This window comes from Fastidiosibacter lacustris (genome assembly GCF_003428155.1).
GTDB classification, from domain to species: domain Bacteria; phylum Pseudomonadota; class Gammaproteobacteria; order Francisellales; family Francisellaceae; genus Caedibacter; species Caedibacter lacustris.
The window spans coordinates 1-25,718 of record NZ_QLIR01000006.1 but is presented as its reverse complement, the minus strand read 5'-3'; the positions used below and the strand labels follow the sequence as shown (position 1 = coordinate 25,718).

21 protein-coding genes are annotated in these 25,718 nt (G+C 36.4%); 10 read left to right on the top strand and 11 right to left on the bottom strand.

The genetic code is table 11. The annotated features are described in order from the left end of the window. Positions 1-4: 4 nt before the first annotated feature. From DNJ77_RS04230 to DNJ77_RS04215, 4 genes are read left to right on the top strand one after another with little or no spacing between them, the layout of a single operon-like run. Positions 5-1,324, top strand: a complete 1,320-nt coding sequence (locus DNJ77_RS04230; RefSeq protein ID WP_204723361.1) for an FG-GAP repeat domain-containing protein — start codon at positions 5-7, stop codon at positions 1,322-1,324. Beyond that, a complete protein-coding gene (locus DNJ77_RS04225) occupies positions 1,314-2,105 on the top strand; it encodes an SDR family NAD(P)-dependent oxidoreductase (protein WP_116963756.1) in 792 nt (263 codons plus the stop codon). Before DNJ77_RS04230 ends, DNJ77_RS04225 begins: the two co-directional genes overlap by 11 nt. Positions 2,106-2,123: 18 nt before the next feature. Next, positions 2,124-2,909 carry an SDR family NAD(P)-dependent oxidoreductase gene (locus tag DNJ77_RS04220; protein WP_116963755.1) on the top strand — a complete coding sequence of 262 codons (786 nt, stop codon included), beginning with the start codon at positions 2,124-2,126 and terminating at the stop codon, positions 2,907-2,909. A gap of 22 nt (positions 2,910-2,931) precedes the next feature. After that, on the top strand, positions 2,932-4,134 hold the full coding sequence (locus DNJ77_RS04215; protein WP_204723360.1) for an MFS transporter: 1,203 nt from the start codon (positions 2,932-2,934) through the stop codon (positions 4,132-4,134). A gap of 54 nt (positions 4,135-4,188) precedes the next feature. On the opposite strand, the gene DNJ77_RS04210 is transcribed toward DNJ77_RS04215, so the two are convergent. The 4 genes from DNJ77_RS04210 to DNJ77_RS09920 form a co-directional block, all read right to left on the bottom strand. Beyond that, entirely contained in the window at positions 4,189-5,181 is a 993-nt protein-coding gene (locus DNJ77_RS04210) for a P-loop NTPase family protein (RefSeq protein WP_116963754.1), read from the bottom strand. Between the two features lie 193 nt (positions 5,182-5,374). After that, complete coding sequence (locus DNJ77_RS04205) at positions 5,375-6,559, bottom strand: MFS transporter (protein ID WP_116963753.1); 1,185 nt, start codon at positions 6,557-6,559, stop codon at positions 5,375-5,377. Next, positions 6,560-7,735, bottom strand: coding sequence for an ATP-grasp domain-containing protein (locus tag DNJ77_RS04200; RefSeq protein WP_116963752.1), 1,176 nt, complete (start codon positions 7,733-7,735; stop codon positions 6,560-6,562). 242 nt (positions 7,736-7,977) lie between these two features. After that, positions 7,978-8,121 (bottom strand): hypothetical protein, encoded by a 144-nt coding sequence (locus tag DNJ77_RS09920; RefSeq protein WP_157966591.1) that lies wholly within the window; start codon positions 8,119-8,121, stop codon positions 7,978-7,980. A 194-nt stretch (positions 8,122-8,315) separates the two neighbouring features. Here DNJ77_RS09920 and DNJ77_RS04195 point away from each other — a divergent pair, with 194 nt between their 5' ends. Both DNJ77_RS04195 and ttcA read left to right on the top strand, forming a co-directional pair. Beyond that, entirely contained in the window at positions 8,316-8,978 is a 663-nt protein-coding gene (locus DNJ77_RS04195) for an O-methyltransferase (RefSeq protein ID WP_116963751.1), read from the top strand. A gap of 102 nt (positions 8,979-9,080) precedes the next feature. Beyond that, the gene (gene ttcA, locus DNJ77_RS04190; RefSeq protein ID WP_116963831.1) at positions 9,081-9,887 is read left to right on the top strand and encodes a tRNA 2-thiocytidine(32) synthetase TtcA; all 807 of its coding nucleotides are present in this window, start codon (positions 9,081-9,083) and stop codon (positions 9,885-9,887) included. Between the two features lie 6 nt (positions 9,888-9,893). On the opposite strand, the gene chrA is transcribed toward ttcA, so the two are convergent. After that, positions 9,894-11,069, bottom strand: coding sequence for a chromate efflux transporter (chrA, locus tag DNJ77_RS04185; protein ID WP_116963750.1), 1,176 nt, complete (start codon positions 11,067-11,069; stop codon positions 9,894-9,896). Further along, positions 11,069-11,560: a WbuC family cupin fold metalloprotein gene (locus DNJ77_RS04180; RefSeq protein ID WP_116963749.1), complete on the bottom strand. Its 492-nt coding sequence runs from the start codon at positions 11,558-11,560 to the stop codon at positions 11,069-11,071. The genes chrA and DNJ77_RS04180 overlap by 1 nt, the downstream gene beginning before the upstream one ends. 221 nt (positions 11,561-11,781) lie before the next feature. On the opposite strand from DNJ77_RS04180, the gene DNJ77_RS04175 reads away from it, so the two are divergent. Together DNJ77_RS04175 and DNJ77_RS04170 are read left to right on the top strand one after the other, a co-directional pair. Continuing rightward, positions 11,782-11,967 carry an MGMT family protein gene (locus DNJ77_RS04175; RefSeq protein ID WP_239986748.1) on the top strand — a complete coding sequence of 62 codons (186 nt, stop codon included), beginning with the start codon at positions 11,782-11,784 and terminating at the stop codon, positions 11,965-11,967. Between the two features lie 42 nt (positions 11,968-12,009). Further along, positions 12,010-13,236: an MFS transporter gene (locus DNJ77_RS04170; protein ID WP_116963747.1), complete on the top strand. Its 1,227-nt coding sequence runs from the start codon at positions 12,010-12,012 to the stop codon at positions 13,234-13,236. Positions 13,237-13,251: 15 nt separating this feature from the next. Here the strand turns inward: DNJ77_RS04170 and lysS are convergent, their stop codons facing one another. The 5 genes from lysS to DNJ77_RS04145 all read right to left on the bottom strand — a co-directional run bounded on the left by lysS (position 13,252) and on the right by DNJ77_RS04145 (position 20,036). Beyond that, positions 13,252-14,796 carry a lysine--tRNA ligase gene (gene lysS, locus DNJ77_RS04165; protein ID WP_116963746.1) on the bottom strand — a complete coding sequence of 515 codons (1,545 nt, stop codon included), beginning with the start codon at positions 14,794-14,796 and terminating at the stop codon, positions 13,252-13,254. A 16-nt stretch (positions 14,797-14,812) separates the two neighbouring features. Continuing rightward, positions 14,813-15,908, bottom strand: a protein-coding gene (gene prfB / locus DNJ77_RS04160; RefSeq protein ID WP_116963745.1) for a peptide chain release factor 2 whose coding sequence is annotated in 2 segments (ribosomal slippage) — positions 14,813-15,835 and positions 15,837-15,908 — 1,095 coding nt in all. Because the reading frame shifts where the segments join, the coding sequence is not laid out codon by codon here. 109 nt (positions 15,909-16,017) lie between these two features. Then, entirely contained in the window at positions 16,018-16,878 is an 861-nt protein-coding gene (locus DNJ77_RS04155) for a DUF2608 domain-containing protein (RefSeq protein WP_116963744.1), read from the bottom strand. A gap of 101 nt (positions 16,879-16,979) precedes the next feature. Continuing rightward, positions 16,980-18,530 (bottom strand): AbgT family transporter, encoded by a 1,551-nt coding sequence (locus DNJ77_RS04150; protein ID WP_116963743.1) that lies wholly within the window; start codon positions 18,528-18,530, stop codon positions 16,980-16,982. Between the two features lie 144 nt (positions 18,531-18,674). Continuing rightward, positions 18,675-20,036, bottom strand: coding sequence for a flavin monoamine oxidase family protein (locus tag DNJ77_RS04145; protein ID WP_116963742.1), 1,362 nt, complete (start codon positions 20,034-20,036; stop codon positions 18,675-18,677). Between the two features lie 398 nt (positions 20,037-20,434). Here DNJ77_RS04145 and DNJ77_RS04140 point away from each other — a divergent pair, with 398 nt between their 5' ends. Further along, entirely contained in the window at positions 20,435-23,203 is a 2,769-nt protein-coding gene (locus DNJ77_RS04140; protein WP_116963741.1) for a fibronectin type III domain-containing protein, read from the top strand. A 63-nt stretch (positions 23,204-23,266) separates the two neighbouring features. Beyond that, complete coding sequence (locus DNJ77_RS04135; RefSeq protein WP_116963740.1) at positions 23,267-25,426, top strand: glycosyl hydrolase family 18 protein; 2,160 nt, start codon at positions 23,267-23,269, stop codon at positions 25,424-25,426. Positions 25,427-25,718: the final 292 nt, after the last annotated feature.

The following is a 25,718-nucleotide window of genomic DNA, read 5'->3' as shown; positions in this document are numbered from 1 at the left end:
AGTAATGGCAACACTAACGGATAAAACAGTAGGTGACTTTACAAAGTTTTTAAACGATCAAGCAACCAAAGCAGGTTTTGTGCCTAAATTTACCAAAGAGATCGTAGCAGAGAATTTGCGTGATGGGTATTGGTTAGAAGCCTTAGACATAAACCAAGACGGTAAGATAGACTTATTTGGCTACGGTTTGACTTTAGGTGAAATCTACTGGTATAAAAATCCTGATTGGCAAAAACATTTAGTAGTTGACAAAATTAGAATGCCGGTAGGTGGTGCTTACGCTGATATAACAGGTAATGGCTATCCAGATATTCTGGTATGCTATGAACTTTATGGTCCTGTTGGCACAATACATGATGCAGATACCTCAGGTGGCAAGATTGATTGGATTGAGAATCCTGGTCAAAATGCTGATGTAAAAGAACGTTGGAAACGACACTATGTTGGTCGTACAACAGGTATGCATCGTTTAAGAATTGGTCATTTCACGCAGACTGACAGACTGGAGATTCTGGGATTTCCTATTGTTGCCAGAGAAAGTGTACATGCTGTTCTTCCTGTAGTTATGTTCACACAACCTGACGATGTACATACTGCTAAAGAATGGTCAATGCAAACTATCAATCACAGTAGTTTTAGAATGATTCATGGTGCGGAAATAAAGTCAGAGCTTATTCCAAACTCTAATCTAGACTCTATTATCCTTGCTTCAGATGAAGGTGTTACTTGGCTTTACTACGATGAAAATATTAAAAAATGGCAATGCAAACTTATTGGCACTGGTGAGTTGACACAATTTGAAAGAACATCTTTCAAAGGTTCAGGTGACATGGATGTAGGACGCATAGGAAACGACTCATTTGCGTATGTCGCTGCACTTGAGCCTTTCCATGGTAATACAGTTGCGGTTTATTACAAGTCAGATGGTAAGCCAGGTGCTGATGCTGAATGGAGTAGGGTAATATTAGATGTTTTTGGCGATCCTAATGAAAATGGGGAAGGTCCTGGTCATCAAGTGCTATGCGCTGATTTTGATGGTGATGGTGACGATGAGTTCTTGGTTGGATTACGCGGTCCATGGCCGTGGCAAGGTGTGTTTTACTACAAAGCTATCGATATAAAAAATGGGGTCTTTGCTAAATGGCGGGTATCCGATGAATCCGTGGCAAGGATCGCAATTGGCGACTTTAAAAATCGAGGTACAATTGATTTTGCAACGATTGCTTACTCTGCGCCTAACTATTATGTCGCCAAGAATGCCAAGATAGTTGTTCACTATAATGAAATGATTACTCACGCTCAAGGATCGAACAATGGATTTTAATCTAACAAATAAAGTAGTAATTATCACTGGGGCTGGTTCTGGTATTGGTTACGCTTCGGCAAAAGCATTTCTTGCTGAAGGTGCTATTGTTATTGGCGTAGATATTAATCCAGATGCGTTAAATGAGTTACACGCATTAGGGCAAATTATTCCCATGAAAGTTGATATGACAGATCAGATACAGGTCACTAAACTCACTGATGACGTTGTGAAAGAATTTAATAGAATCGATGTATTGTTTAACAATGCGGGGATAGCTGGATCTCGATCTGGATTTTTGAATATTACGGATGAAGAGTGGTTGACCACGCTAAATTTGAACGTATTAGGCTATGTTCGTGCATCAAGAGCCATAATTCCGTATATGTTGAAACAAGGCAAAGGAGTGTTGTTACATACGGCTTCTGAGGCTGGGCGTATGCCTAATGCGAAACTACCTGATTACAGCGTTTCTAAGGCTGCGGTTACGATGCTATCAAAAACAATCGCCAATGAATTTACTGCTAGAGGAGTTCGTTCTAATGTGTTATCACCTGGGTTTATACGAACAGCAATTTATGATAAAGCGGGTGGTTTGGCAGATGTCTTGGCAAGACAATATGGTGTTGATCGTGAGACAGCATTACAAAGATATGTCGAAGCACAAAAAATCCCAGTTGGTCGATTAGGTAAACCAGAAGAGGTTGCCTATCTCGCACTCTATTTAGCTTCTGATCTAGCTAATTTTATTTCTGGCGCGAATTTCACCATGGATGGTGGAATTACACCGGTCGTATACTAATTAAGGAGAAGAAATTTTATGATCATCGACTTGAGCAGACGTATTGCTTTAATCACCGGGTCAACAGCAGGTATAGGACTTGCTATTGCAAAAGCGCTTCATCACGCTGGCGCTGATATTATTATCAATGGTCGTACAGATAAAAGAGTTGAAGCAGCAGTAACATTATTTTCTACACAAGAACGCGTTCGTGGTATTGCAGCAGACGTTGGCACCTCAGCTGGCTGTGAGAAACTTTTCGCAAAAATTCCGCATGTAGACATACTCATCAACAACACAGGAGTTTTTGAACCAAAACCTGTGTTTGAAATAAGCGATGCTGAATGGGAAAAATTTTTTGCTATTAACGTAATGAGCGGTATCAGGCTGTCAAGACATTATATTCCTAACATGATTGAGCAACAGTGGGGGCGTGTAGTTTTTATATCCAGCGAATCTGCCATACAGATCCCGCCAGAAATGGTGCATTACGGCATGACGAAAACAGCGCAATTGGCAATTGCACGAGGTTTTGCTGAAACGGTGGCTGGCAATGGGGTAACTGTCAACAGTGTATTACCCGGTCCAACGTTAAGCGAAGGTGTTGAGAAGTTTATTCGTGAGATGGTGCCAGATCCAGCGCTTACGCTCGAAGAAGCTAGCCGAGAGTTTATAAAACAGGCTAGATCGACATCATTATTAGGTCGCATGACTTCAGCTGAAGAAGTAGCAAATATGGTTGTGTACTTATGCTCATATAAGGCTTCAGCAACGACTGGTGCCGCTGTGCGTGTAGACGGTGGTGTACTTCGAGGACTTTTGTAATTGACTAAAAGAGGAGTCATTCATGTCAAAGTCGACAATAATGTTAGCCCAATCAGAGGATTTACAAATGGAATCATATTCAATTGGTGTGGCTTTGTTAATGATGGCAATTTGTTCTTTTGCCATTGGAACGACAGAATTTGTAACGACAGGATTATTGCCGAATTTAGCAAATGATTTTGATATTACCATACCTGTTGCAGGGTTTGTGACATCAGGGTACGCACTGGGCGTTGGAATTGGAGGACCATTACTTACAGCGGGAACACTTCATATCTCGCGTAAAAAAGTACTCGTATCCCTAATGGTCTTGTTTATTACAGGAAGTATAGTATCAGCCTTGGCACCCACATTTGCTATCCTTATGGTTGGACGCTTTCTCTCAGCATTTTGCCATGGGGCATTTTTTGGAATTGGAGCAGTTGTCGTTGCAAGCATGGTAGGACCAAATCGTAGCGCGACAGCAATAGCATTAATGTTCACAGGACTGACTCTAGCGAATGTGATAGGTGTGCCAATGGGGACGTTATTAGGGCAACACTTTGGGTGGCGTTCATCATTTTGGGTGATTTCAGTATTAGGAGTAATTGGTTTAATAGGTATCTTAGCATTTCTTCCAAGTCATACGATTGTTCCAAAAACATGTTTAAGACACGAGTTGGCAGTTTTTAAACGTCCACAGGTATGGATGGCATTGTTGGTCACAGCGGTAGGGTTTAGCGGACTACTGGCATCTTTTGCCTATGTGGCGCCGATGATGCTCTATGTTGCAGGCTACACTCCCTATGCTGTAGGTTGGCTGCTGGGAATATATGGAGTTGGCTTAGTCATCGGGAATATTTTAGGAGGTAGAGCTGCCGACAAAGCGTTGATAACGACTATTTATGGTTTATTAACGGCTTTAGCTATTTTGCTCGGAATATTTGTGTTTACTGCACATTATAAAATTCCCGCGGCAATTACTTTATTTTTATTAGGCGCGATTGGTTTTGGACTTGTTTCACCGTTACAAAAATACATACTAAACAAAGCTGAGGGAGCACCAACCTTAGCTTCGGCAGCCAACATTGCTGCATTTAATTTAGGAACTGCTTTAGGCGTTTTCCTAGGAGGTTTTACCATTCAAATTGGTTTAGGTTATACCTCGCCTAACTGGGTTGGTACTATTTTAACAGCAATAGGTTTAATTTTGGCAATTATCAGTAACACTAAGAGGATGAGTTAACCTGAGTATCAGTTATATTCGATTGTTAATCACCTTGCATTAGACTGATCTGTACTAACACACGTTTTCAATATTTTGGTTATTATTATTTTTTGAAAATATTGTAAAACAGTGATTATTACTTTCTTTTTTATCTGAGTATTTTATCTCTTTATAAAGTGCATTCGAAGATTTTAGAGTTTCTATATATTCTGTAGAGACTCCATGTTTATTATTCCATAATACACCATACATTGGCGAAAGAAGTTTTTGTGCAATAATGTCACTAGCATTGACTTTTGCTAAATCTTGTTTTAATCGGTTTATTACCATTGTACTGTCGTAATTGCCTGCTGATTTAGGATCGTAAGCCTGCATTACGCTCCATGGCACATTATACGTTTGACCAGCGTGTTCTAGTTTATATGTGTATGTGCTTAACTGACTATTGACCTCTTCTGGCACGGCAGTATGTGAGTGTATAAATTGCAGCAAATTGGTTAATTTTTGTTCAATATTATTGGCTGGTGATCCGTTTTTTAAAATTTCATGGTTTTTCTTTTGAAGTTCCGCTAACATTTTTTTATCAGTAGATTGCCTTGTTAGGAATGGCAAAACACTTGTAGCGATTAGTCCAGAGTTTTTAATTAGAGGTTCACCTTTGTGTGTTTTGCTTAGATAAGACTTGTTGAGTAAAAAATTTGATAAGTTTTTTTGTATTGTTAATGGATCAAGCGCCTCTTGCATTAACTCTATCAGATTATTTCCGGAAAGATTTTGATCACCTTTTTGTAAATGCAAGGATGGTACTGAATTTTTTTTAGCATATTCTTCCGCATTGGGAACGGATATATTAGGCGAAAAAACAAGTAAAGCTGTATTTTGAAGATAGGATTGAGATATAGTTTCAAATCGTTCTACACCTACGGTTGTCCATATTTGCATATCACTTTTTTTTACAAAATCAACCCCGATGGTCTGAAGCTTTTGACTGTCAAAACCTAATTTTGTAACTAATTGTTTATCATCTTCATTTGATGAGTTATGTATAAAAAGTACTTTTTTCATTTTATTTTTTCCTATGTTTTAAATTAAAAATCAACAAGGATAAGATGTTATATTAGTACGTAAAATAAAAGAATACCTGTTATCTGTATTTGATCAAATCGTCTTTTTTCTTGGTTTTGGTTTTCTTTTTTTAATACCTGTTATGAGTTAATCTTCCACAGGTGCTCTGGCATCAGTTATGGTCTCAATAAGCTTAAATCCGAACGCCAATATATCGTGTAAGTATACTCAGCACCAGTATGCTTAATGCAACTACAAATGCCAGCAACATTGAATACTCAGATATCGCGCCAAAAAACAAGCTTCCTGCCGCTTGTCCTATGTACATCATCATAAAATATACAGCAATAACCCTTGCTGCAATTTCCCCTCTATAACGTTCTTGAATCATTGCATTTATGAGCGATATTGACATCGACCAAGCAAGACCACATATAAAATAGTTGATGGCAATTACCCATTCATCTTCATATTTATAAAATAAAAATGACAGTGTTGAAAATATGGTTAAACCATAACAAATTAATACATTCTGTTGACGAGAAAATCGTTTAATCAAAACAGGCAAAACAAATATCGTAGAAAATGCTCCTAATCCAATACAAGCCATATAGTTTGATTGTGCAATTTCATCACCACCCAAATTATATTTCACAAAGTAGGGTAACAATGCTAACACTGCACTAGAAGAAAACATAATTATCATTATATCCAGACAGCAATAAATGAAATATTTTTCCTTAATGTATTGACTTATTCCCTCTAGTTTTTTGGTTCTGCTAACTGTAAGGCTTTTTTTCTTTCTATATCTGTAAAAGTAAATTACAGGCAACAAAAAAATGACTGTGCTTAGAATAAATATAGTAGGAGCAGTGACAACCAGTAATAACACTCCTACTAAAGCAGGTCCAAGACTTCGTGAAATATTAAAGCATAGGTTATTTAAAACTGAGGCATACGCAACTTGATCAACTCTGACTAATGAAGCAACACATGCAACTGAGGTTGGCATTCTAAAACTCATAATACTTGCAAAAATAAACGTAATAACAATTAAATTAAATGTGTTAAAAAAACCTAAATAACCAATTGTTGCACATGCAACTGCTGTAATTGAAAGCGCACATTGACAAATTAACATAACCCAATATTGATTAAATCTGTCCCCGATAATGCCAGCAATAAAACATAGTAAAAAGAAAGGAAGCGTTGCAGCAACGTGTACTAATGAGTTAGTTAATGCAGAACTTGATAATTGCGATACAAGAATACCAAACAGCATGGTTTGCATCCATATAGCTGTATTACTTCCCAAATTAACAAACCAAAAGTATCTATAATCACGATTATCAAGGATAATTCTAAACATTTTCAACATTTAGTTGACCCATAACAAATTTCTAGCCCACTCATTAAGTTCTGATACAATAAAGTCAAATTCTTGATCTGACTTTGCTTTGAATACTATTCTATAAATTGGATCATTACTCATTTTCATTTTTTCATATTGATGATTCACTTTTAGCATATCTACAATATCAATAATATTTTGACTATCTGGAAGCCTTGGTTTAGCCAATATTTTTCCCTCTTTAGGTGGAACGAACATAGAACCCACTTTATAATTTTTGATTACTTTTGGTGGGCATACATAATTGTGAATGTAGTGCAAATTAATATGTTCAACATTAATATCTGTATCATGTGAAAGTTTATAGTTAAATGGAATGTTGACCCCAGGAGCTCGGCAAGCAATCTCGCATAGCGTTATATAGCCATTTTTATCGACAAATACTTCGATATGAAACCAACTATGCGTGGGCATAGGGTAAACATTTTCAACCAGATTTTTACCATAACTCAATAATTGATCATAAAAGGGATGATATTCAAAAAGTGGCATCACTGACTGTGTATTGCCACCAACAAAATTAAGTGGGGTCCCGATATACCTGCCTGGATTAATATAGATTGCCTTACCTCTTGATACAAGACCATCAATTATATACATATCACCTTCTATATATGGTTCAAATATATAATTGTCTGTAATGAGATGTTTAACTCTCTCGTAGTCATCTTTGCTGGTGATAATAAAGGTATTGTAACTACCCACCCCATCTTCACTTTTTAAAACAAACGGATAATTGAAGTCAAGTTTGCTAACTGGTTTAGGAATTACCGTGTGCAAACCATAACTTGCCGCTCTATCTTTCATGTGCTGTTTATTTCTAAGTAATAAAGCTTCTTTATAACGTTGTCCAGGAATGTTTAACTTATCGCGCAAATCAGCCATCCGTAATATATCCGCCTCAGAAAGAGGAATAATATCGGTAATGTTTTGTTGCTGATGCAGTTGTTCTATATCGCGCAAAACGCTGTTATTGTTATAATAATCATCATACCCAATCACGTCTTTAAATATGTTCAACGACTTAAGATGAACGAGTAAATCATGATTATTTTCTGTCATTACTACAGTATCTTCATTGATTTTTAATTTCATAAGATCAATAAATGATATTATTTTCCAGCCACCAGTAATTACTTTCATATTATCTCCATTAAATGTTCAACGATCGTTTTAGCTCTGCTTGCCAAATGAGGTATTGATTGTGTATATAAAAAAGTGCCACAGGTTAAGTGCCCAATTGCATAAAACCTAGGTGCAATTTCTGATGTGGCATAATTAACTTTTATTCCACAAATAACTAAAATCATCAGGAGCATCAAGGTCGATAGACATATATTTATGATGGTGATTTAATAACAACTTATCTATATCTTCCTGATAGGCTAAGCCTCGAATAAACCTCCCCCCCCTGTTAAAGGTGAGTAAATATCAATTTCAATCTCATTGTATTTTAGGTGTTTGTTCAATTGCGTCAATACACACAAATTAGCTGCACCAAATCCAATAAGTGCCAACTTCTTAGCCATTTATCTCCCTCTAAATTTCCCATCAAATCCAAATTCCCGAAGAGTCTACAAAACAGCAAATTTATTGTCAAAGACAATTTATAATTATTTAGAAATTACACATTGATGACCCAGAACTAACTTTCTAGAAATTTGCGCTCAAGATAGGTAAAGTAATTAAGTCATAAAAATTAAAAGTAACGGAGACTTTCATCATGAGTTTAGACACTTTGCTAAAAGAACAAGCGCTTCATCAGTACATTTTAGATAACACTCCAACAAACAGTAATATCCAAAAAAAGTTATTTGAGCATGCACGTCAAGACCAACATGCGCAAATGATCACCGCACCAGAACAACTTCACTTTATGCAGCTTTTAATTAGACTAATCAATGCAAAAAAAACGATTGAAGTTGGTGTATTTCGAGGTGTTGGCACACTCGCGATTGCCGAAGCCTTGCCTCAAGATGGCATCGTTTACGCCTGTGATGTTACCGATGAATACCTAAATGAATATAAAACATTTTGGCACCAGGCAAATGTCGCTCACAAGATTCAGTTAAAAATTGCACCAGCAAGCGATACCTTACAGCTACTAATTGATCAAAATGAAGGTAATTCTTTTGATTTTATTTATATTGATGCTGATAAAGGAGGTTATCTAGATTACTATGCTAAAAGTTATAAACTGCTAAAAACGAATGGCATTATGGTACTAGATAACATGTTACGTAATGGTAAAGTTGCCGATCCAAATGTTGTCAATGAAAGCATCCAAACCACTAGAGAGGTCAATCAGATGATTAAAGATGATCAGCGTGTTGACGCCTCCTTGTTACCGATAGGAGATGGCGTAACAATTGTAAGAAAAAAGTAAGTTAGATTTTGTCTATTCCAGACGGCTTTACTTTAAGTCCTAACTTTTCAATGATTTATAAGTGAGATATCATAGCGCAACGCTCTTAACCTTATGATCAAAATGATTCAAGTTGAACTTCCTGAAATTAAAACAGATTTACTTGCTTTACCATTTCCAAAGCTTGAAAAACGTCTTTTGCGCAAGGTTGGACTTGCAATCGAAGACTTTAATATGATAGAAGCCAATGACAAAATTATGGTCTGTCTATCTGGTGGCAAAGACTCGTATACATTGTTACAGTTATTGTTGATTTTACAGAAAAAAGCACCTATCTCATTTGAGATCATCGCCGTTAACCTTGACCAAAAACAACCTGGCTTTCCAAAAGATGTACTACCAAACTATTTAAGTAAACTTGATATTGAATATCATATTATTGAGCGTGATACCTATAGTGTAGTTAAGCGGATTATACCCGAAGGTAAAACGACTTGTAGTCTTTGCTCTAGAATGCGCCGTGGAATTTTATACGATTTTGCATACAAAAATAAGGTAACTAAAATCGCACTTGGTCATCACAAAGACGATATAGTTGAAACTTTTTTCTTAAATTTATTTTACAATGGACAACTAAAAGCGATGCCAGCTAAGCTTAAAAGCGACGATGGTCGCAATATTGTTATTCGCCCGTTAGCATATGTCAGCGAAGAGGAGATCATCACTTATGCTGCACAAATGAACTTTCCGATTATTCCTTGCAATTTATGTGGCGCTCAAGAAAACCTTCAACGCAAGAAAGTTAAAGAAATGCTAACAGATATGGAAGCACAAACTCCTGGTAGAAAAGAAGTTATTTTCTCTTCATTAAAATCAGTTTCCCCTTCGCAACTATTGGATCAGAGTTTATTTAATTTTAAAGCTCTCTAACGCACGTTACAAAAGCAACCAACCACATAAAGCGCAAAATACCACAATACACCAAGGCGCTAATTTATAGCCCTGTAATAGCCAAAATGACATCAAAGCAATCACAAAGCTTTTAGTATTTAAAATACTACTTATCCATACAGGTTGATACAGTGCAGCTAATAATAAACCAACTACAGCAGCATTTACTCCTTTAAGTGCTGTTTGTACCTTTGTCCTTTGACAAACTTGCTGCCAAAACGGTAAAACAGCCATAAGTAATAAGAAACCTGATAAAAACATTGCAATTAAGCAAACTAAGCTTGTAAAAACCGGTTTATTTGTATCAATAATTCCTCCTAAATAAGCAGCAAAGCTAAACAAAGGACTAGGAATTGCTTGCGCTAAGCCATAACCTGCTAAAAAGTCTGATTGAGAAACCAATCCAGTCTGGACAAGCTTAGCCTCTAATAAAGGTAACACCACATGTCCACCACCAAAAACCATTGCACCTGTTTGATAAAAAATATTAAACAACTCTAATAGTTTGCTACTTTGCAGCCAATTCAACACTGGAAACACCAATAGCAAGATAAAAAAAGATATCAACCATAGCGCTCCTGCTCTCTTACTAATTTTTGATGAGAAAAAATCTAAGCCAGTCATATGATTTTGATTTAATAATAAAATTCCAAACAAAGCAGCAAAAAGAATAATAAGAACTTGCGCCCAAGCAAATGGTAAAAGCAAAGCAACACAAGTAGCTGCTATTGCAATTGCCATAGTTTTAGTTGTATTGCAAATCTTTATACTCATTGAATAAACTGCTTGTGTAATAATGACAACAGCCACAATTTTCAATCCATGAATAACACTTGTATTAGCCCAAGATTGATTAGCACCCATCAACCAGGCAAAAAGACTTAATATGAGGACTGATGGTAAAGTAAATCCAAGCCATGAGGCTATTCCTCCGAGATAACCTGCACGATTTAAACCAATAGCAAAGCTCACTTGACTACTAGTAGGACCAGGTAAAAATTGACAAAGCACCACCACATCCAAATATGCTTTTTCAGATAGCCATTTCCTTCTATCAACAAACTCATGATGGAAGTAGCCAAGATGCGCAATAGGACCACCAAAGGAAGTCAGCCCTAGCTTTAAAAATATACAAAAAATTTGAAGCGCTGTTTTAAGCATTATGGTTTAGCTCTATATTTCTCTCCCAGTCCCGCAATAAACTGCCAAGCTAGAAAATCAATGGTATGAACTTCGCTTTCTTTTGGTGCCCAATTTGCAAAATCCGTTTCAGGGGTTGGCTCAAAAGGTCCAGGTTTTACTTCAAAAAATACAGACTCATCTGACAACGCATAAAACGAATGCCAAGTGTTTGATGGTATTTCAAAACCCATCATATCAGTATTTGGTGCAATTATAAACTTATCAATTATCACACCCTTATCATCGTAAATAACAACAGCTGTTTGACCTTTAAGTGCTAAGATGAGTTCCCATTTATGTGACTCGGAGTGACGATGTGGACGAATATAGGTGCCTTTTGTTAAGGCTATACACAGTCTGTTGACTGGATCACTTAACTCAGAATGTAAATTATGGTGTGACCTTAACCTTGGCGACGCGTGCGCATCCATTAGCATTTTTTGAATGAGGGTATTATTTAGTTTTTTCATTTTTACTGTGCAAGTTTTAAGTGTCTTACTTTCCAATATATTATCTTTATTTCGACTGATGAACTAACTATATTTTTGAGACTAAAGGTTAACCTCTATTGATTATCAACAGCAGTCGTTGAAAATAAAATCAATTTTTATAATATACAAAACTTGTTATCCTTCAAAAAAAATTGATAATGCTTAAAATACTGAAAATATAAGCTTTATGGCATATGAAGATGAGAGAAAACAATAAATACTCTAAAATAATTTATAAAACACCTTTAACTTTTACAGCTGGTTCCGCCAATGCTAAAAATCCAATTTCAATTATTGTCCCTTGTTATAGAGTTATTAGACTAAATGGTCAGGTTGGAGACTATACTGGTGGCATCTCAATCAAGCAAACAGGTGCTGATGCTTGAGAAACTTAAATAAATAAACGAATTTTTTATCGGTAATGATTTATGCAAACAACAAATAATCGCTTATTAATCAGCATTTTAATGCTAACCATCGTTATTGATGTCATGGGAGTAGGACTTGTTTTCCCTATTATTCCCGAGATCATGATGTCTAAACAAAGTCCTTTTTTTAACATTGATACAATTGATTCAGTACGTAATTTTTATTATGGTTTATCGATGGCACTTTGGCCTTTAGGTATTTTTCTTGGCAGTGCGATCATAGGCAAACTATCAGACATTCATGGACGCAAGCTTATAATTCTTGTTTCGCTACTTGGCACAGCTGTTGCTTACCTGTTATCGGTTATTGCTCTTAACTGTCAATCGCTTATGATTTTTATGCTAAGCCGCTTTATTTGTGGTTTTTTTGGTGGAAGTTTTGGGATTGCTCAGGCTGTTATTCTTGATATTTCCAGTGATGAAAAACGAATAAAAAACTTAAGCTTAATCACGCTTTCTGCATCTATTGGCTTTGTTTTGGGACCACTTATTACAACCGTTGTTGGATTGTTAGCACAAACAGAATATCAGGCGATCAACCTCCCATTTTGGTTTGGCGTAGGTTTATCGATAATTAATATACTCAGTGTTTGGTTGCTTTTGCCAGAAACCTATACCAATCGTATTCAAAAAACCACAAAGCTTAAAATATTTAGTCTAATATTTAGCTTCAGAATCATGTTTATTGACAAACGCGTACAAATCCTTGCACTTGCCTTTTTAATGTTACAAATCGGTTGGGGTTATTACGCACAAACGTTACCTTTGGTACTGGCACAGACCCTCCACTTTGAGTCTGCTGCTATTGGTTTTGTATTTGTGATTATGAGTTTGGGTTTTGCTACTTCAACGCTTTACTTTCAAAATGTCGTACTAAAAAGATTAAATACAATTCAAGCAATGATTACAACAGCTATTCTCATTGGAGCATTAATTATTGTGTGTACCATCTGGATCACTCCAACTTCTATGGTTATTAGTGCATTTTTCGGATCACTGTTAGAAATAGTATTTTATACGGCATTGTTGTCTGTCATCGCAAGCAAAGTAGATACTCATGAACAAGGCGTGATCATGGGTGGAACGACCTCTGTGTTCGGGATTGCCTGGGCAATCAATGCTTTTACTTTAGGGATGCTGGTTAACATCTATCTATTATTGCCGTTTTACCTTGCAGCTATTGCTATTATTATCGCAGGCACGTTTGTTGTTAAAGTGCCTCGTTAATTATTCCCTTCTTCTCTACTCAGGTCTCATATGGGGGAACAGGATTACATCACGAATGGATGCGCTATTGGTGAAGAACATTACCAAGCGATCGATACCAATACCCTCACCTGCGGTTGGTGCTAAGCCATATTCCAAGGCACGAATATAGTCAGCATCATAAAACATAGCTTCATCATCACCAGCATTTTTAGCTACAACCTGCTCTTTGAAGCGTTCTGCTTGATCTTCTGAATCATTTAATTCAGAGAAGCCATTGGCAATTTCACGTCCACCAATAAAAAACTCAAATCGATCTGTGATAAATGGATTATGATCGTTTCTACGTGCGAGTGGTGATACTTCCGCTGGATATTCGGTAATAAATATTGGCTGAATCAATTGATGCTCAACTGTTTCTTCAAAAATCGCGGTTTGCACCTTTCCTAAACCATAATGTGCTTCGATTTTGAGATTCATTTTTTTAGCAATCAACACGGCTTGTTGAAAGTCAGATAATGCTTCTTTTGTGATCTTAGGGTTAAAGTGCAATATAGCGTCGAACATAGTCATACGCACAAATGGTTTTGCCAAGTCAAAATCCTGACCTTGATAATGAATATCGGTCATGCCCAATACTTCTTGTGCCATTTTACGCAACAAGTCTTCGGTTAAATCCATCAGATCTTTGTAATCAGCATAGGCTTGATAAAATTCAATCATTGTAAATTCAGGATTGTGACGCGTAGATAACCCTTCATTTCTAAAGTTGCGATTAATTTCATAAACACGATCAAAACCACCGACTACTAAACGCTTTAAATACAACTCAGGTGCAATACGTAAATAAAGTGGCATATCAAGTGCATTATGATGTGTCGCAAACGGTTTAGCCGCAGCACCACCTGGGATAACGTGCATCATTGGAGTTTCAACTTCCATAAAGTAATGTTCGTCAAAATATCGACGAATAAATTGAATTATCTTTGATCGTATTTTAAATACTCGACGACTTTCTTCATTGGTCATTAGATCGACATAACGTTGACGATAACGCATTTCTTGATCTGAAAGTCCATGAAATTTATCTGGGAGTGGACGAATCGCTTTAGTCAGCAACTTAACGTTTGTTGCATGTACCGATAACTCACCCGTATTCGTTTTAAAAATTGTTCCTTCAATGCCTACAATATCGCCCAAGTCCCAATGTGCATTAAAACGCTCGTATTCACCTTCTGGCAAGTCATTTTTGCGAATATAAGCCTGAATGCGACCAGACATATCTTGTAGTGTAATAAAAGAAGCCTTCCCCATAACACGCCTTAGCATAATACGCCCGGCTACTTTAACAATCGGCTTATCTTGTTGTGTTTCAAGCTCCGCTTTTTCCATTGTGCCATATTTTGCCTGTAAACATGCAGCTACTGCATTGGGTTTAAAATCATTGGTAAAACCAATGCTATTATTTTTTGCTATATGCTCTTTTAGTTTTTCCTTTCGCACCTGAATTTGATTATTTTCTTCTACTTGCACTTCTTCTTTTGTCAATACTTTATCTTCAATTTGCTCTGCCATTATCATTACCTAAGTTTATTTTTTATAATCCCATTTTTAAACTTGCTTGAATAAACCTATCTAAATCACCATCCAAAACAGCTTGCGTATTTGTATTTTCAACACCAGTACGCAAATCTTTAATACGAGATTGATCAAGCACATATGAGCGAATTTGACTACCCCAGCCAATATCTGATTTTGACTCTTCTAAAGCCTGCTTTTCTACATTACGTTTTTGCATTTCAAGCTCGTAGAGCTTTGATTTAAGTTGTTTCATCGCCTGATCTTTGTTTTTGTGCTGTGAGCGATCCGTTTGACATTGCACCACAATCCCTGTTGGTTCATGAGTAATGCGTACAGCTGAGTCAGTTCTATTGACATGCTGACCACCTGCTCCTGACGCGCGATAAGTATCGATACGTAAATCTGCTGGATTGATCTCAATTTCGATATTGTCACTGACTTCAGGTGAAACGAATACCGAGGCAAATGAAGTATGACGGCGATTACCTGAATCAAAAGGAGATTTACGTACTAAACGATGTACACCTGTTTCTGTACGAAGCCAACCATAGGCATACTCACCTTCAAAGTGAATCGTACAGCTTTTAATGCCCGCGACATCACCGTCAGATACTTCGATAAGCTCCGTTTTAAAGCCATGTGCTTCACCCCAACGCAAATAGATTCGCATCAGCATCTGTGCCCAATCTTGCGCTTCTGTTCCTCCAGAGCCAGATTGAATATCTAAAAATGCGTTATTTGGATCCATCGGATTACTGAACATCCGCATAAATTCAAGTTTTGCAAGTGAACCCTCTAAAGAATGTATTTCTGCAATAATCTCATGCAAAATACTTTCATCTTCAGCCTCTTGCGCAAGCTCAATGAGTTCTAATGCATCATCAAGACCGTTATCAATTTGGGTAATATTATTCACGATAAGCTCTAATGTGTTTTTTTCTTTCCCTAAGGCTTGTGCATTCTCTGGATTGTTCCAAATTGCCGGGTTTTCAAGCTCCATCAGTACTTCATCGAGTCGTTCTTTTTTGTGTACAAAGTCAAAGATACCTCCTCAGGATATCCAAGCGTTCACCCATATCTTTTAATTGTGTTTTATAGCTATTTACTTCCATTGCAGAATAAAAATACGTTCAATGATTAAAGTGGTCGATATTCTATCACACTCACTACATAGCGGTGAATTATTTTAACATTTAAATAAAGATAATATTATCGAATAATTTAAAGCGCTAAATGTGATGTAGTGTTTAAAAAATCAACTAGTTGCTGAACTTTACTAGACTCTTTGTGCCAATTATCTGGTTGCCAATTATTTTTATCCTCAGGGTCCGGTAAATAGGTGTAGTGAATAGCATAGTAGCTAAATTTATTCTTTAATTTATTATCAATCATATCAACTTTACTACTAGTGTCATCAATATAGATTAATGCTTGGCATAAATTTGGATTATCCGTTTTTTCTCTCTCTTTTTTAATCAAATTATATAAAAGCTCTCCCTTATCTCCGCCAGCTGCATACTGAATACCATTACTATACATTGTGTAATCATTTTTGTATTTATTCTGATTTAAAAAGCTTGCATCAAACTCCCTACTGCCAATAGGATTTTTTGTAAAATCAATACCATTAAAACGCAGCTGTCTTAATGTAGTTGCTTCTGCACTAAATCCTCTTGAAGTTAATGCAATTGAACGATGGTCTGATTGTAATTTATTAACAATTTGTACTGTATCTTTTTCTACAGTACTGTAATTTATAAAATAGCGCACCGCATTTAAAAAATCATAAATATTTGCGTTTTTGTCTTTTAATAAATGTTTAGCATGGTGGTTACCTTCACTTTGCTGCCAATATGTCCACCTTTCACTTGCGTATTTCCCATTGTTGGTAATCAATGTATTGTCAATGTCATAAACCATACATACTGAATCCTTGCCATATTTTTGACTTAATTTATCAACGTAAGGTTCTACATCTTTAATTTGTGTAATAGTCACTTTTTGATTAATCATTGATTTAGAAAAACCTATATTAACTAAGTTAGTAAAAGTTACAGCAGCACATACAACCAAGACCTTCATACCTATCCCCTTTTCCAGTCACAAAAACGGCTTAATTATAAGGGGATTTTTCGTGAAAACTAAAAGACTTTTTACTATTACTATAAAATAATGTCGGATTGCTAAACCGTATAAAACGAATTAACCCCTGGCCCTACTGGAAGGTTAAACAGGAATACCCATAAATAAAGGAAGATACTCCAGCTAATCAATAAAGCTATCGAGTAAGGTAACATAGTAGCGACAATTGTCCCAATGCCTGAGTTTTTATCATACTTCTGGAAAAATGCCACAATCAAGGCAAAGTAACTCAGTAATGGTGAAATAATGTTTGTTGCTGAATCTCCTATACGATAGGCAACTTGAACTAATTCAGGTGAATAGCCTAAAAGCATGAACATTGGAATAAAAACGGGTGCGAGCATTGACCATTTAGCGGATGCACTACCCATAAAAAGATTGATAAATGCTGATAAAACTACAAAACTAATCATCAATGAAACACCAGTAAAATTAATGCTTTCAAGCGCTGTCGCACCAGCAACTGCAACAATTGTACCAAGATTAGTGACTTTAAAATAAGCAACAAATTGTGCAGCAAAAAACACCAAGACAATGTATGCACCAAGTGTATTAAATGTTTTATCCATTGCATTAACCACATCTTTAGTATTTTTGAAGTTTTTGGTGGTATAACCATAGACGATACCGGCTACAGCAAAAAATAGCAGTATCAAAAATACTATGCTATCTAAAAATGGAGAATTTGTGATCAATCCTGTTTTCTGGTTGCGTAGAATAGCTCCTTCTGGCACAACAAGATAAATAATGATTAATGATAAGATAACGATTGAGATAACCGCCCAAAATAGACCTTTTTTCTCTATTTTTGTTAGATGAATTTGTGCCTCTAATGCTCTTTCTTCAGAATCCAGTGCATCACCATTTTGATATTTACCTAACCTTGGTTCAATAATTTTCTCTGAAAGAACTGTTACGACAGATGTAACTAAAAATGTACTAGCAATCATAAAATACCAGTTAGCCTCTACGCCCACTCGATACTCTGGATTAATAAAATGCGCTGCTTCTTGTGTTAAGCCACTTAATAGTGGGTCAACAGTTCCCAATAGAAGATTTGCACTGTAACCACCAGAAACTCCCGCAAAAGCAGCTGCCATCCCTGCAATAGGATGACGCCCCATAGCATGAAAAATCGCCCCAGCCAAGGGAATAATAACTAAATAACCCAATTCTCCTGCCGTATTTGACATAACACCCACAAATACAATAATTGTGGTTACGGTAGCACGGTTACTTTTACCAATTATTGCCCGAATTGAAGCACTAATAAATCCTGAATGCTCCGCTATACTCACACCGATAAAGGCAACTAAGACAGTCCCTAGCGGCGCAAAACTGACAAAATTACTGACAACACTACTGAAAATATAACGAATACCCTCTGCACTTAATAAATTAAATACACTAATATAAGTTTCTTCAGTTTGCACTGTTGGATTCAAAACCTTAATATCAAGCCAAGAAAATAATACACTCAAGACAATCAGAAAAATTGTTAGCATAAAAAACAGCATCGCTGGTGGTGGTAGTTTATTACCAACCGTTTCAATTGCAGATAATGACCTATTAATGAAGCCTTGTTTTGTCATCTCTCTCTCCCATTTTTGACTTAAAAGTCTGAAATTTACTGTATAGCCTTAAATTAAGCAATACTCTATAGCAAACTTTATGTAAATAGAATGAGTAGCAGTATTAGAAAAGTATTACCGAAAGGCTGACGTTAGAGACTATTTTTACAGATATGGATCTTCAACAATTGCTGTTTTCTTGCGCACATCCTCTGTTAATAAATCAATCTGCAAAATTTGATAGGCTGATCGCACGCCACTTAAGAATGCACCATGTACAGTTGATGGAAAATAAAATGAAGTCGCTTCTCCTGCAAAAAATACCTTGTTATCAACAGGTTTACCCAGTTTTTGTCTACGTTTTGCTTTAACCCCAACTGGTAAATAGGAGTAAGACCCATAACTATATTCATCGCTATGCCAACGAGTAATGCAGTAATTTTTAAGATTAGGCAGATTTTCACCATACATATGCTTTAATGAATCAATTACCAATGCAATTAACTCTCTATCACTAAGGTGCTCTAGTTGTTTAGCAACTACACCAGCTGTAAATGCCATTAAAATAGGCTTTTGACTTAGCGGATAAAAGTTCATCATCTCACGCGCAATGCGATGTTCAGGTGATAAGCACGCAATACTTTGAGCTTCTTTGTCCCAAAATACATCCTCAAATTCTAAGTAAATTTTATTCAATATTCCCATTTCAAGCTGACTTATAGATTTACGCTTAGATTGTGGTAAATAAGGGTTAAAACCTATATCAGCATGCTTTAATACACCCAAAGGAACTGTAACTAAAACATATGTTGCATGATATTGTGAAGCTGCTGTGATCACTTGTACCAGATCACCACTATAATCAATGCTTTGCACAGGTTCATTTAATTGTATTACTAAGTTTTTAGCCAATAAATCGGTAATTTGAGCATAACCTTGAGGAAATAACCTATCACTACCAGCAAAATCAATATCGGCGTGGTGACTCTCAGCAGATAAATCTTTCGCTTCAATTGCATATTCATATAAAAATAAGGTATCGGCAATATAATCAATATATGATTCATCTTCCTTTATAATATTTTGCTCTAAAATAAACTGTCGCTTTAAATCTGCAATCGACTTTAAGTGACTTTCTTCATCTATTTGTACCGTTTCCAAATAGTCTAGAAAATCAGCCATCCAATTTGCAATTTTAAGCTTCTGCTCATGGGTCAAACGCTTAAATTCAGTATTAAACATCTCTCTATGCAGAATATTGTCCGGTGAAGGACCACACATTTGTGAGCGCCAAGTGCTAATATTATGCTTTTTCGCTAAGCGTGTGATTGGATTTTCTTGCACACCATGAATCCATGAAGCACCTAAATCCACTATAACTCCAGCAAAAGCTTGGCTATTTATACGCCCCCCTACGCGATCACGTGCCTCAACCACAAGCACATCAAAACCGTTTAACATTAAATTATTGGCTGCAGCCAACCCAGATACACCTGCGCCAACAACAATTACGTCATAAATTTGCATATTTTAATTTCTCGATATTCGCATTCCAAGCTAAGTATATACCTGTTATCAATCATTTTTCCAGAGATCCAGCACACAATAATAAAATGTAAATACTACATTATGCTCTATTAATTCAAACCAATATAAGATATTTATTTTACTTAATTAATGGATTATTTCTTAACATAAAGTAGCAACTATCTTACACAAAAAGCGATTTTATCTACTAAAGGATTTACCAACTTTATATTATGATTTTTCACACTTTATGTGATGGATAAGCTAGTACGTATTTCCATACCTCACAGCAAACTACTTTGCCAATTCATACCAGAACAGTAGAGTTAGTTTGTAATGAAGTATTGTAAACCATCCACAATGAATTATTTATTAGTACAAAAAATAGGAATTTTGCCATGTCAAAAATAAAATACTTTAGCACTTTAATCACCGTAAGTTTAACTGGGATAATTTACGCAGATAATATAAAAACTTATTCACCTGAAGTTACTGCCTACTACTTAAGCGATAGTAAAGGACAAACTTATGCTGATTTAAATGCCTTAAAAACGCTTATTGACAGTATCAAAATGGAAAAAGGAACAAACTTCAATAAGCTTGTTTTATCATTTGTGCAACCCAGCTTAATGAATTATCAATCATATAGTCTTGCTTGTACTGGGTTGTTCGGTTATTTTTGTGATCGAGCCGACGTGCAAAAGATTCAAGAACAACATAATAACCCCGCAGCTAAAATTGACTTTACAACATTGAAATCATATATAAAACAATTGCATGACTTAGGTGTAGATACTTATCTTGCAGTTGGTGGCTGGAACTTTAGTTGTGATCCTGTTTTATACCCTAAAAGTCTAAGAGCTATGGGACTTTCTGGTGATTGTGGTCCAAAAGATGCGACATATGACACCTTCCCTAATCCAGAGGTTGCTGCTCGCTTTGATGACAAAGCTACAAGAACGCAGGCACAATTAGCTTATGAAAATCTGGTTAAACTTACCTATGATTTAGGTGCCGCCGGAATCGATCTGGATTACGAAGAGTTTTGGCATGCAGATTTAAATAGTCATACATGGAAAGTTCCTGATAGTTACTCAGCTAATCAATTAGCAATTGAATATCCAAATCAAGACATCCCTTACAATGTATTAATTGATAACTTCGGTAAAGATTACGCCTATACTGAAGGTGGAAGTATCAGCCTAGGTAGTCCAGGGATTATGCCTGATACAGTTACCAAATTTGGGGACATCATTAAAACAATTCATCACTATATTGAATTGATTGATCCTAATTTAAAACTTTCCGCTGCTTTACCTGCTGTTGGTGCTACACCAATTATGATGAGTAAATGGGGCTTGGACCCAAATACCACTTATGACGTTGGCGCACCTTGGTATCATGGCAATTTAAAAGGTTTGATGTATGAGCTTGCACACAAAGACATTGATACAGCTAATATGCTCGATTCGATGGCAGTTATGAGTTATGACCTCTCTAAAAAGGATGGGCAATATATTGGAAAAACTGACCTTGTAGGACAAGTGAGTTTTTATATGAATGAATATAAAAACTGGCTTAAGTCTGATACACCACGTCAAGAAATTGTTGATGCAAGTGGTATCATTAAACCCGCTAAATATCACCTTAAAGGCAAACTCTCATTTGGATTTGAAGTAGGCAAACCAGGTTACCCACAAAATGATCAAGATGCTTTATATCTTACTAAGACCGATGTTAACAAAATGCTAAATGAAATGAAAGGCATCAGTGATGGTATAATCATGTGGGATATTTTAAAAGACCAACGCTATGATCGTGCTGTAATTGGTAAGTGGGATAACAACTGGGCGACTCCAACTAATGTACTACAAAGCACATGTAGCACGTTTAATTTAAGTAATCAAAGCAAACTATATAATTGCCAAGCTAATGTGCCTGGTGATGATACACAACAGCAAACTGTTAGCTGGGATCAACCAAACTTAACGACAAGCAATATTACTAGCAGTAGTGCTAAACTTAATTGGATTCAAGCAAAAGCGGATAATGTTGAAATCAGTTATCAAATTAGTTTAAACGGCACGATTGTAGGAATTACAAATCAAACTAGTTATACACTTAATGATTTATCGGCAGCAACTAAGTATGCTGTTAGCGTTAGTGCAAACGCCACCGGCTATAAACCAAACCAAGCTAATACCACATTTACCACAGAACAAACTCAAGGCAAACTTAGCTGGGACAATCCTAAAGTTGATGTCAAAACTTATGATGCTAGTTCTGTGACTCTAATGTGGAACCCTGCGCATTATTTAGGCGGGAATGGAAGCGCTATTGAATATACTGTTTCTTATAAAGAAGAAAATAGTAACAATTACATTGTTTATAAAACTATTAAGTTATCACAACTTACTACAAACGCCACGACTGACACTGAATTCAAAGTAATGGGGTTAAAATCAGATACCCTCTATACCTTTGAAGTAACAGCCAATGTGCCAGGCACAGGTATTACCCCACTTAAAGCACCGGCTGTCTCACAAAAAACACAAAAAGCAGAACTTGTGATTGACTGGGATGCTAAAGTAAACACAAATAACATTACTAAAAACAGCGCTCAAGTTAGTTGGAGCGAAGCAAAAACTGCACAAACACATCTTATTGTATATGAAGTTATTTATGGTAGTTCAGATACAGACCAAAAACACATTGACAATATTCAACATCTAAATCAAGCACTATCTAATCTTTCTCCAGATACTAACTACAGTGTTACCGTGATAGCTTCAGCACCAGATGCGGGCATATCAAAATCATCAGATCCTATTAACTTCAAGACTCAATCAGATCAACCTAGTGAAGATACTTGGCAAAAAGATAAAGTTTATTATCAAGGAAATATGGTTCAATACCACAATATAGACTATAAAGCAAAATGGTGGACGCAAGGTGATATTCCAGGGCAGTCTGATGTCTGGGAAGATATGACGCCTTATCAACCAGGCTTACCTTGGGATAGCAATAAAATTTACAAAGGCGGCGAAGTTGTTACTGATCCATTAGATCACATGCTCTATAAGGCACAATGGTACATTCAAGGTGGCGCTTTACCAAGTGCTCAATACGCCAACAACCCATATGCAGTCTGGCGTCCTGCTAATTAACTAATACACTTTGACTAAACCCGAGCTTCTTTGCCCATATTTTTATAAACAGAGGATTTAATTATGAAAACAAAAATAAAACTTATCTCTATCTCAATAATATTTAGCACAGCAACTGCTATTGCTTCACCGCAACCTTGGGAAGACAAAACCGAGATACTAAAAACCTATAAAGCAGGGACTGAAGTGATTGATAACGGAATTATTTATCAATGCAAACCATGGCCTTATTCTGAATGGTGTCAATCTGCTGCTTATCGCCCATCTGGCATGTATGGTGCAAATTCTTGGGAAAAGAAATCTGACCCTCAGCCACTAGATCAGCAAAGAACATTAACCATTGCGTTACCTGATAACCTACCAAATAACGCAATTATTGAGTTCATTGACCCAAATGGTGGGATACATAAAGTTGCAAACAATCAAGTTACTTTAACTTACGCCAAAGGTGGCAGCGATTACACCATTAAACTTGAAGGAGGAACAGGAGAAGTCTCACCAACAAATTACACTGTAACAGAGACAAGTAAGTCGCCTGTATTAAGTTATAAAGAAGCCCCCACACCACCAGCACCAGCCACCCAATGTAAAGGTGAGGTACCTTCTGATGCACCTGAATGGAAAAAACCAAGTGCTTGGCCAAATGACCATTATGATGGCAATACATTTGTAAGTTACAAAAATGGTATTTGGCAAGCAAAATGGTGGACAAATAGTGCACCTGATAGTGGTGATGGCAGCTGGACTTATTGCCAATCGCAAACGCTTGGAACACTCAATGTTACAGTTTCAGGACTCAATGATTTCAATCAATTTCCATTAAAATTAAATGATAAAACTTATACCATCAGTAAAAATGGGGCAAAGTTACAACTTGGTAAAGGCAACTATAATGCTACCGTAGATACAATTGTCAACGTTTATGACATGCATGCTTATTTACCAACAATAACCCCATCCAGTTTTACCATAGATAAAAAAGGTGACTATCCGCTTAATATCGCATTTAATGAAAAAGCGATTGGAATAAAATCTATCGGGGCACAGGTAGAATTTGCCGAAGGAACTTCTCCAAATCCATTGCCTATTGCTACAATTGCAGGTGAAGGTTACTCAGCATCTCAACAACTAAAATCTAATAATAACGATATAAAGATCCCTGAATATGGTAGTTATACTATCACTCCAGCTAGTTACAACGTTGATGGAAAAAAATACGTTGCTAACAGCCTTAACGTTATCGATGCAATGCTTATTAATGGCAATAAAATTAAATATCAGCCAGACAACCGAGTGCTCGCTGGTTATATGCCTGTCAGTTGGAATCAACCGGTAAAAATTTCTGAAGCAGCCAAACAAGGATATAATATTGCTCTACCTTCATTTATCATAGTTGATGGAGGCAAACCAGTTAAATTTGTTGATGATCATTTCCTTGCCTACAGCACTTGGAATAACAGTGCCAGTGACCCACAAGTAATTGAGAAAATAAAAACAGATATTGAACTTGCAAAAACGCAATACGGCTTGAAGTATGTACTTGCTTCTATAGGTGGAGAACGTAACACATTTAATCCAGCTGGAGCACCAACTCAATTAGTAGCAGACCAAGTTATCAGTTTTCTAAAAACATACAATTTTGATGGTATTGACTTTGACCTTGAAGTTGTACCTAGAGATGTCACTAAAGAATATTTAGTCGAGTTTATCGAAGCACTTAAAGCTGAAATGCCAAACATTATAATATCTGGTGCACCACAGGTAAACAACGTTGGTGGTACCCTACAATATGTTAACACTCAAACAGATCAAGTTTACAATGCCGCTATTGAGAAAGGTTTATTTAACTACTTATTTGTTCAAGAGTATAATACAGGTGGTAATTATGTTTGTGCGGATGGTAGCTTAGGTACAAAAACTCAAGCTGGTTGCTATGATCAAACGTCAGCTAAATTTATTATCAACAGCTTTTATGCTTTGAAGAAGATCACCCCTAAAAACACCTTAATCATAGCAGGGCAACCAGCCACAGCAAGTGCTGCTGGTGCTGCGACTGTCTATAATGGTGCTGATAAGGATGATCCATATAATGCCATGGCAAATGCTTACAAAGCACTCTCAAATGAACCCCAATTTGGAGGTGCTATGACATGGGAATTATCATTAGATGCCACTAATAATTACCAATTTATCAAGTCAATAAAGCCTGTTATATCAAACTAGATAAAGGGAATAATAAAGCTAAGAAAATTGCAAAGTGTATATCATACTTGCGCTAATGGCATTAAACTTAATCGTGATCAGAATTATTTACTTTAGTTATCACCAAACACATAACTAATCAAAGTATTGCCTCCACCTTGAAGTATCATAAACACTATCTTTAAATGTATAAGTTTAGACTTGACCTGACAGTTGCCTATTTTTCAAACGCGATTTTTGTCAGATATGGTTGAGCAATTCAACCTTCTCTTGCCAGTGCGTTTTCCCATCAGTAAAAGTTGCTATTGGTGTT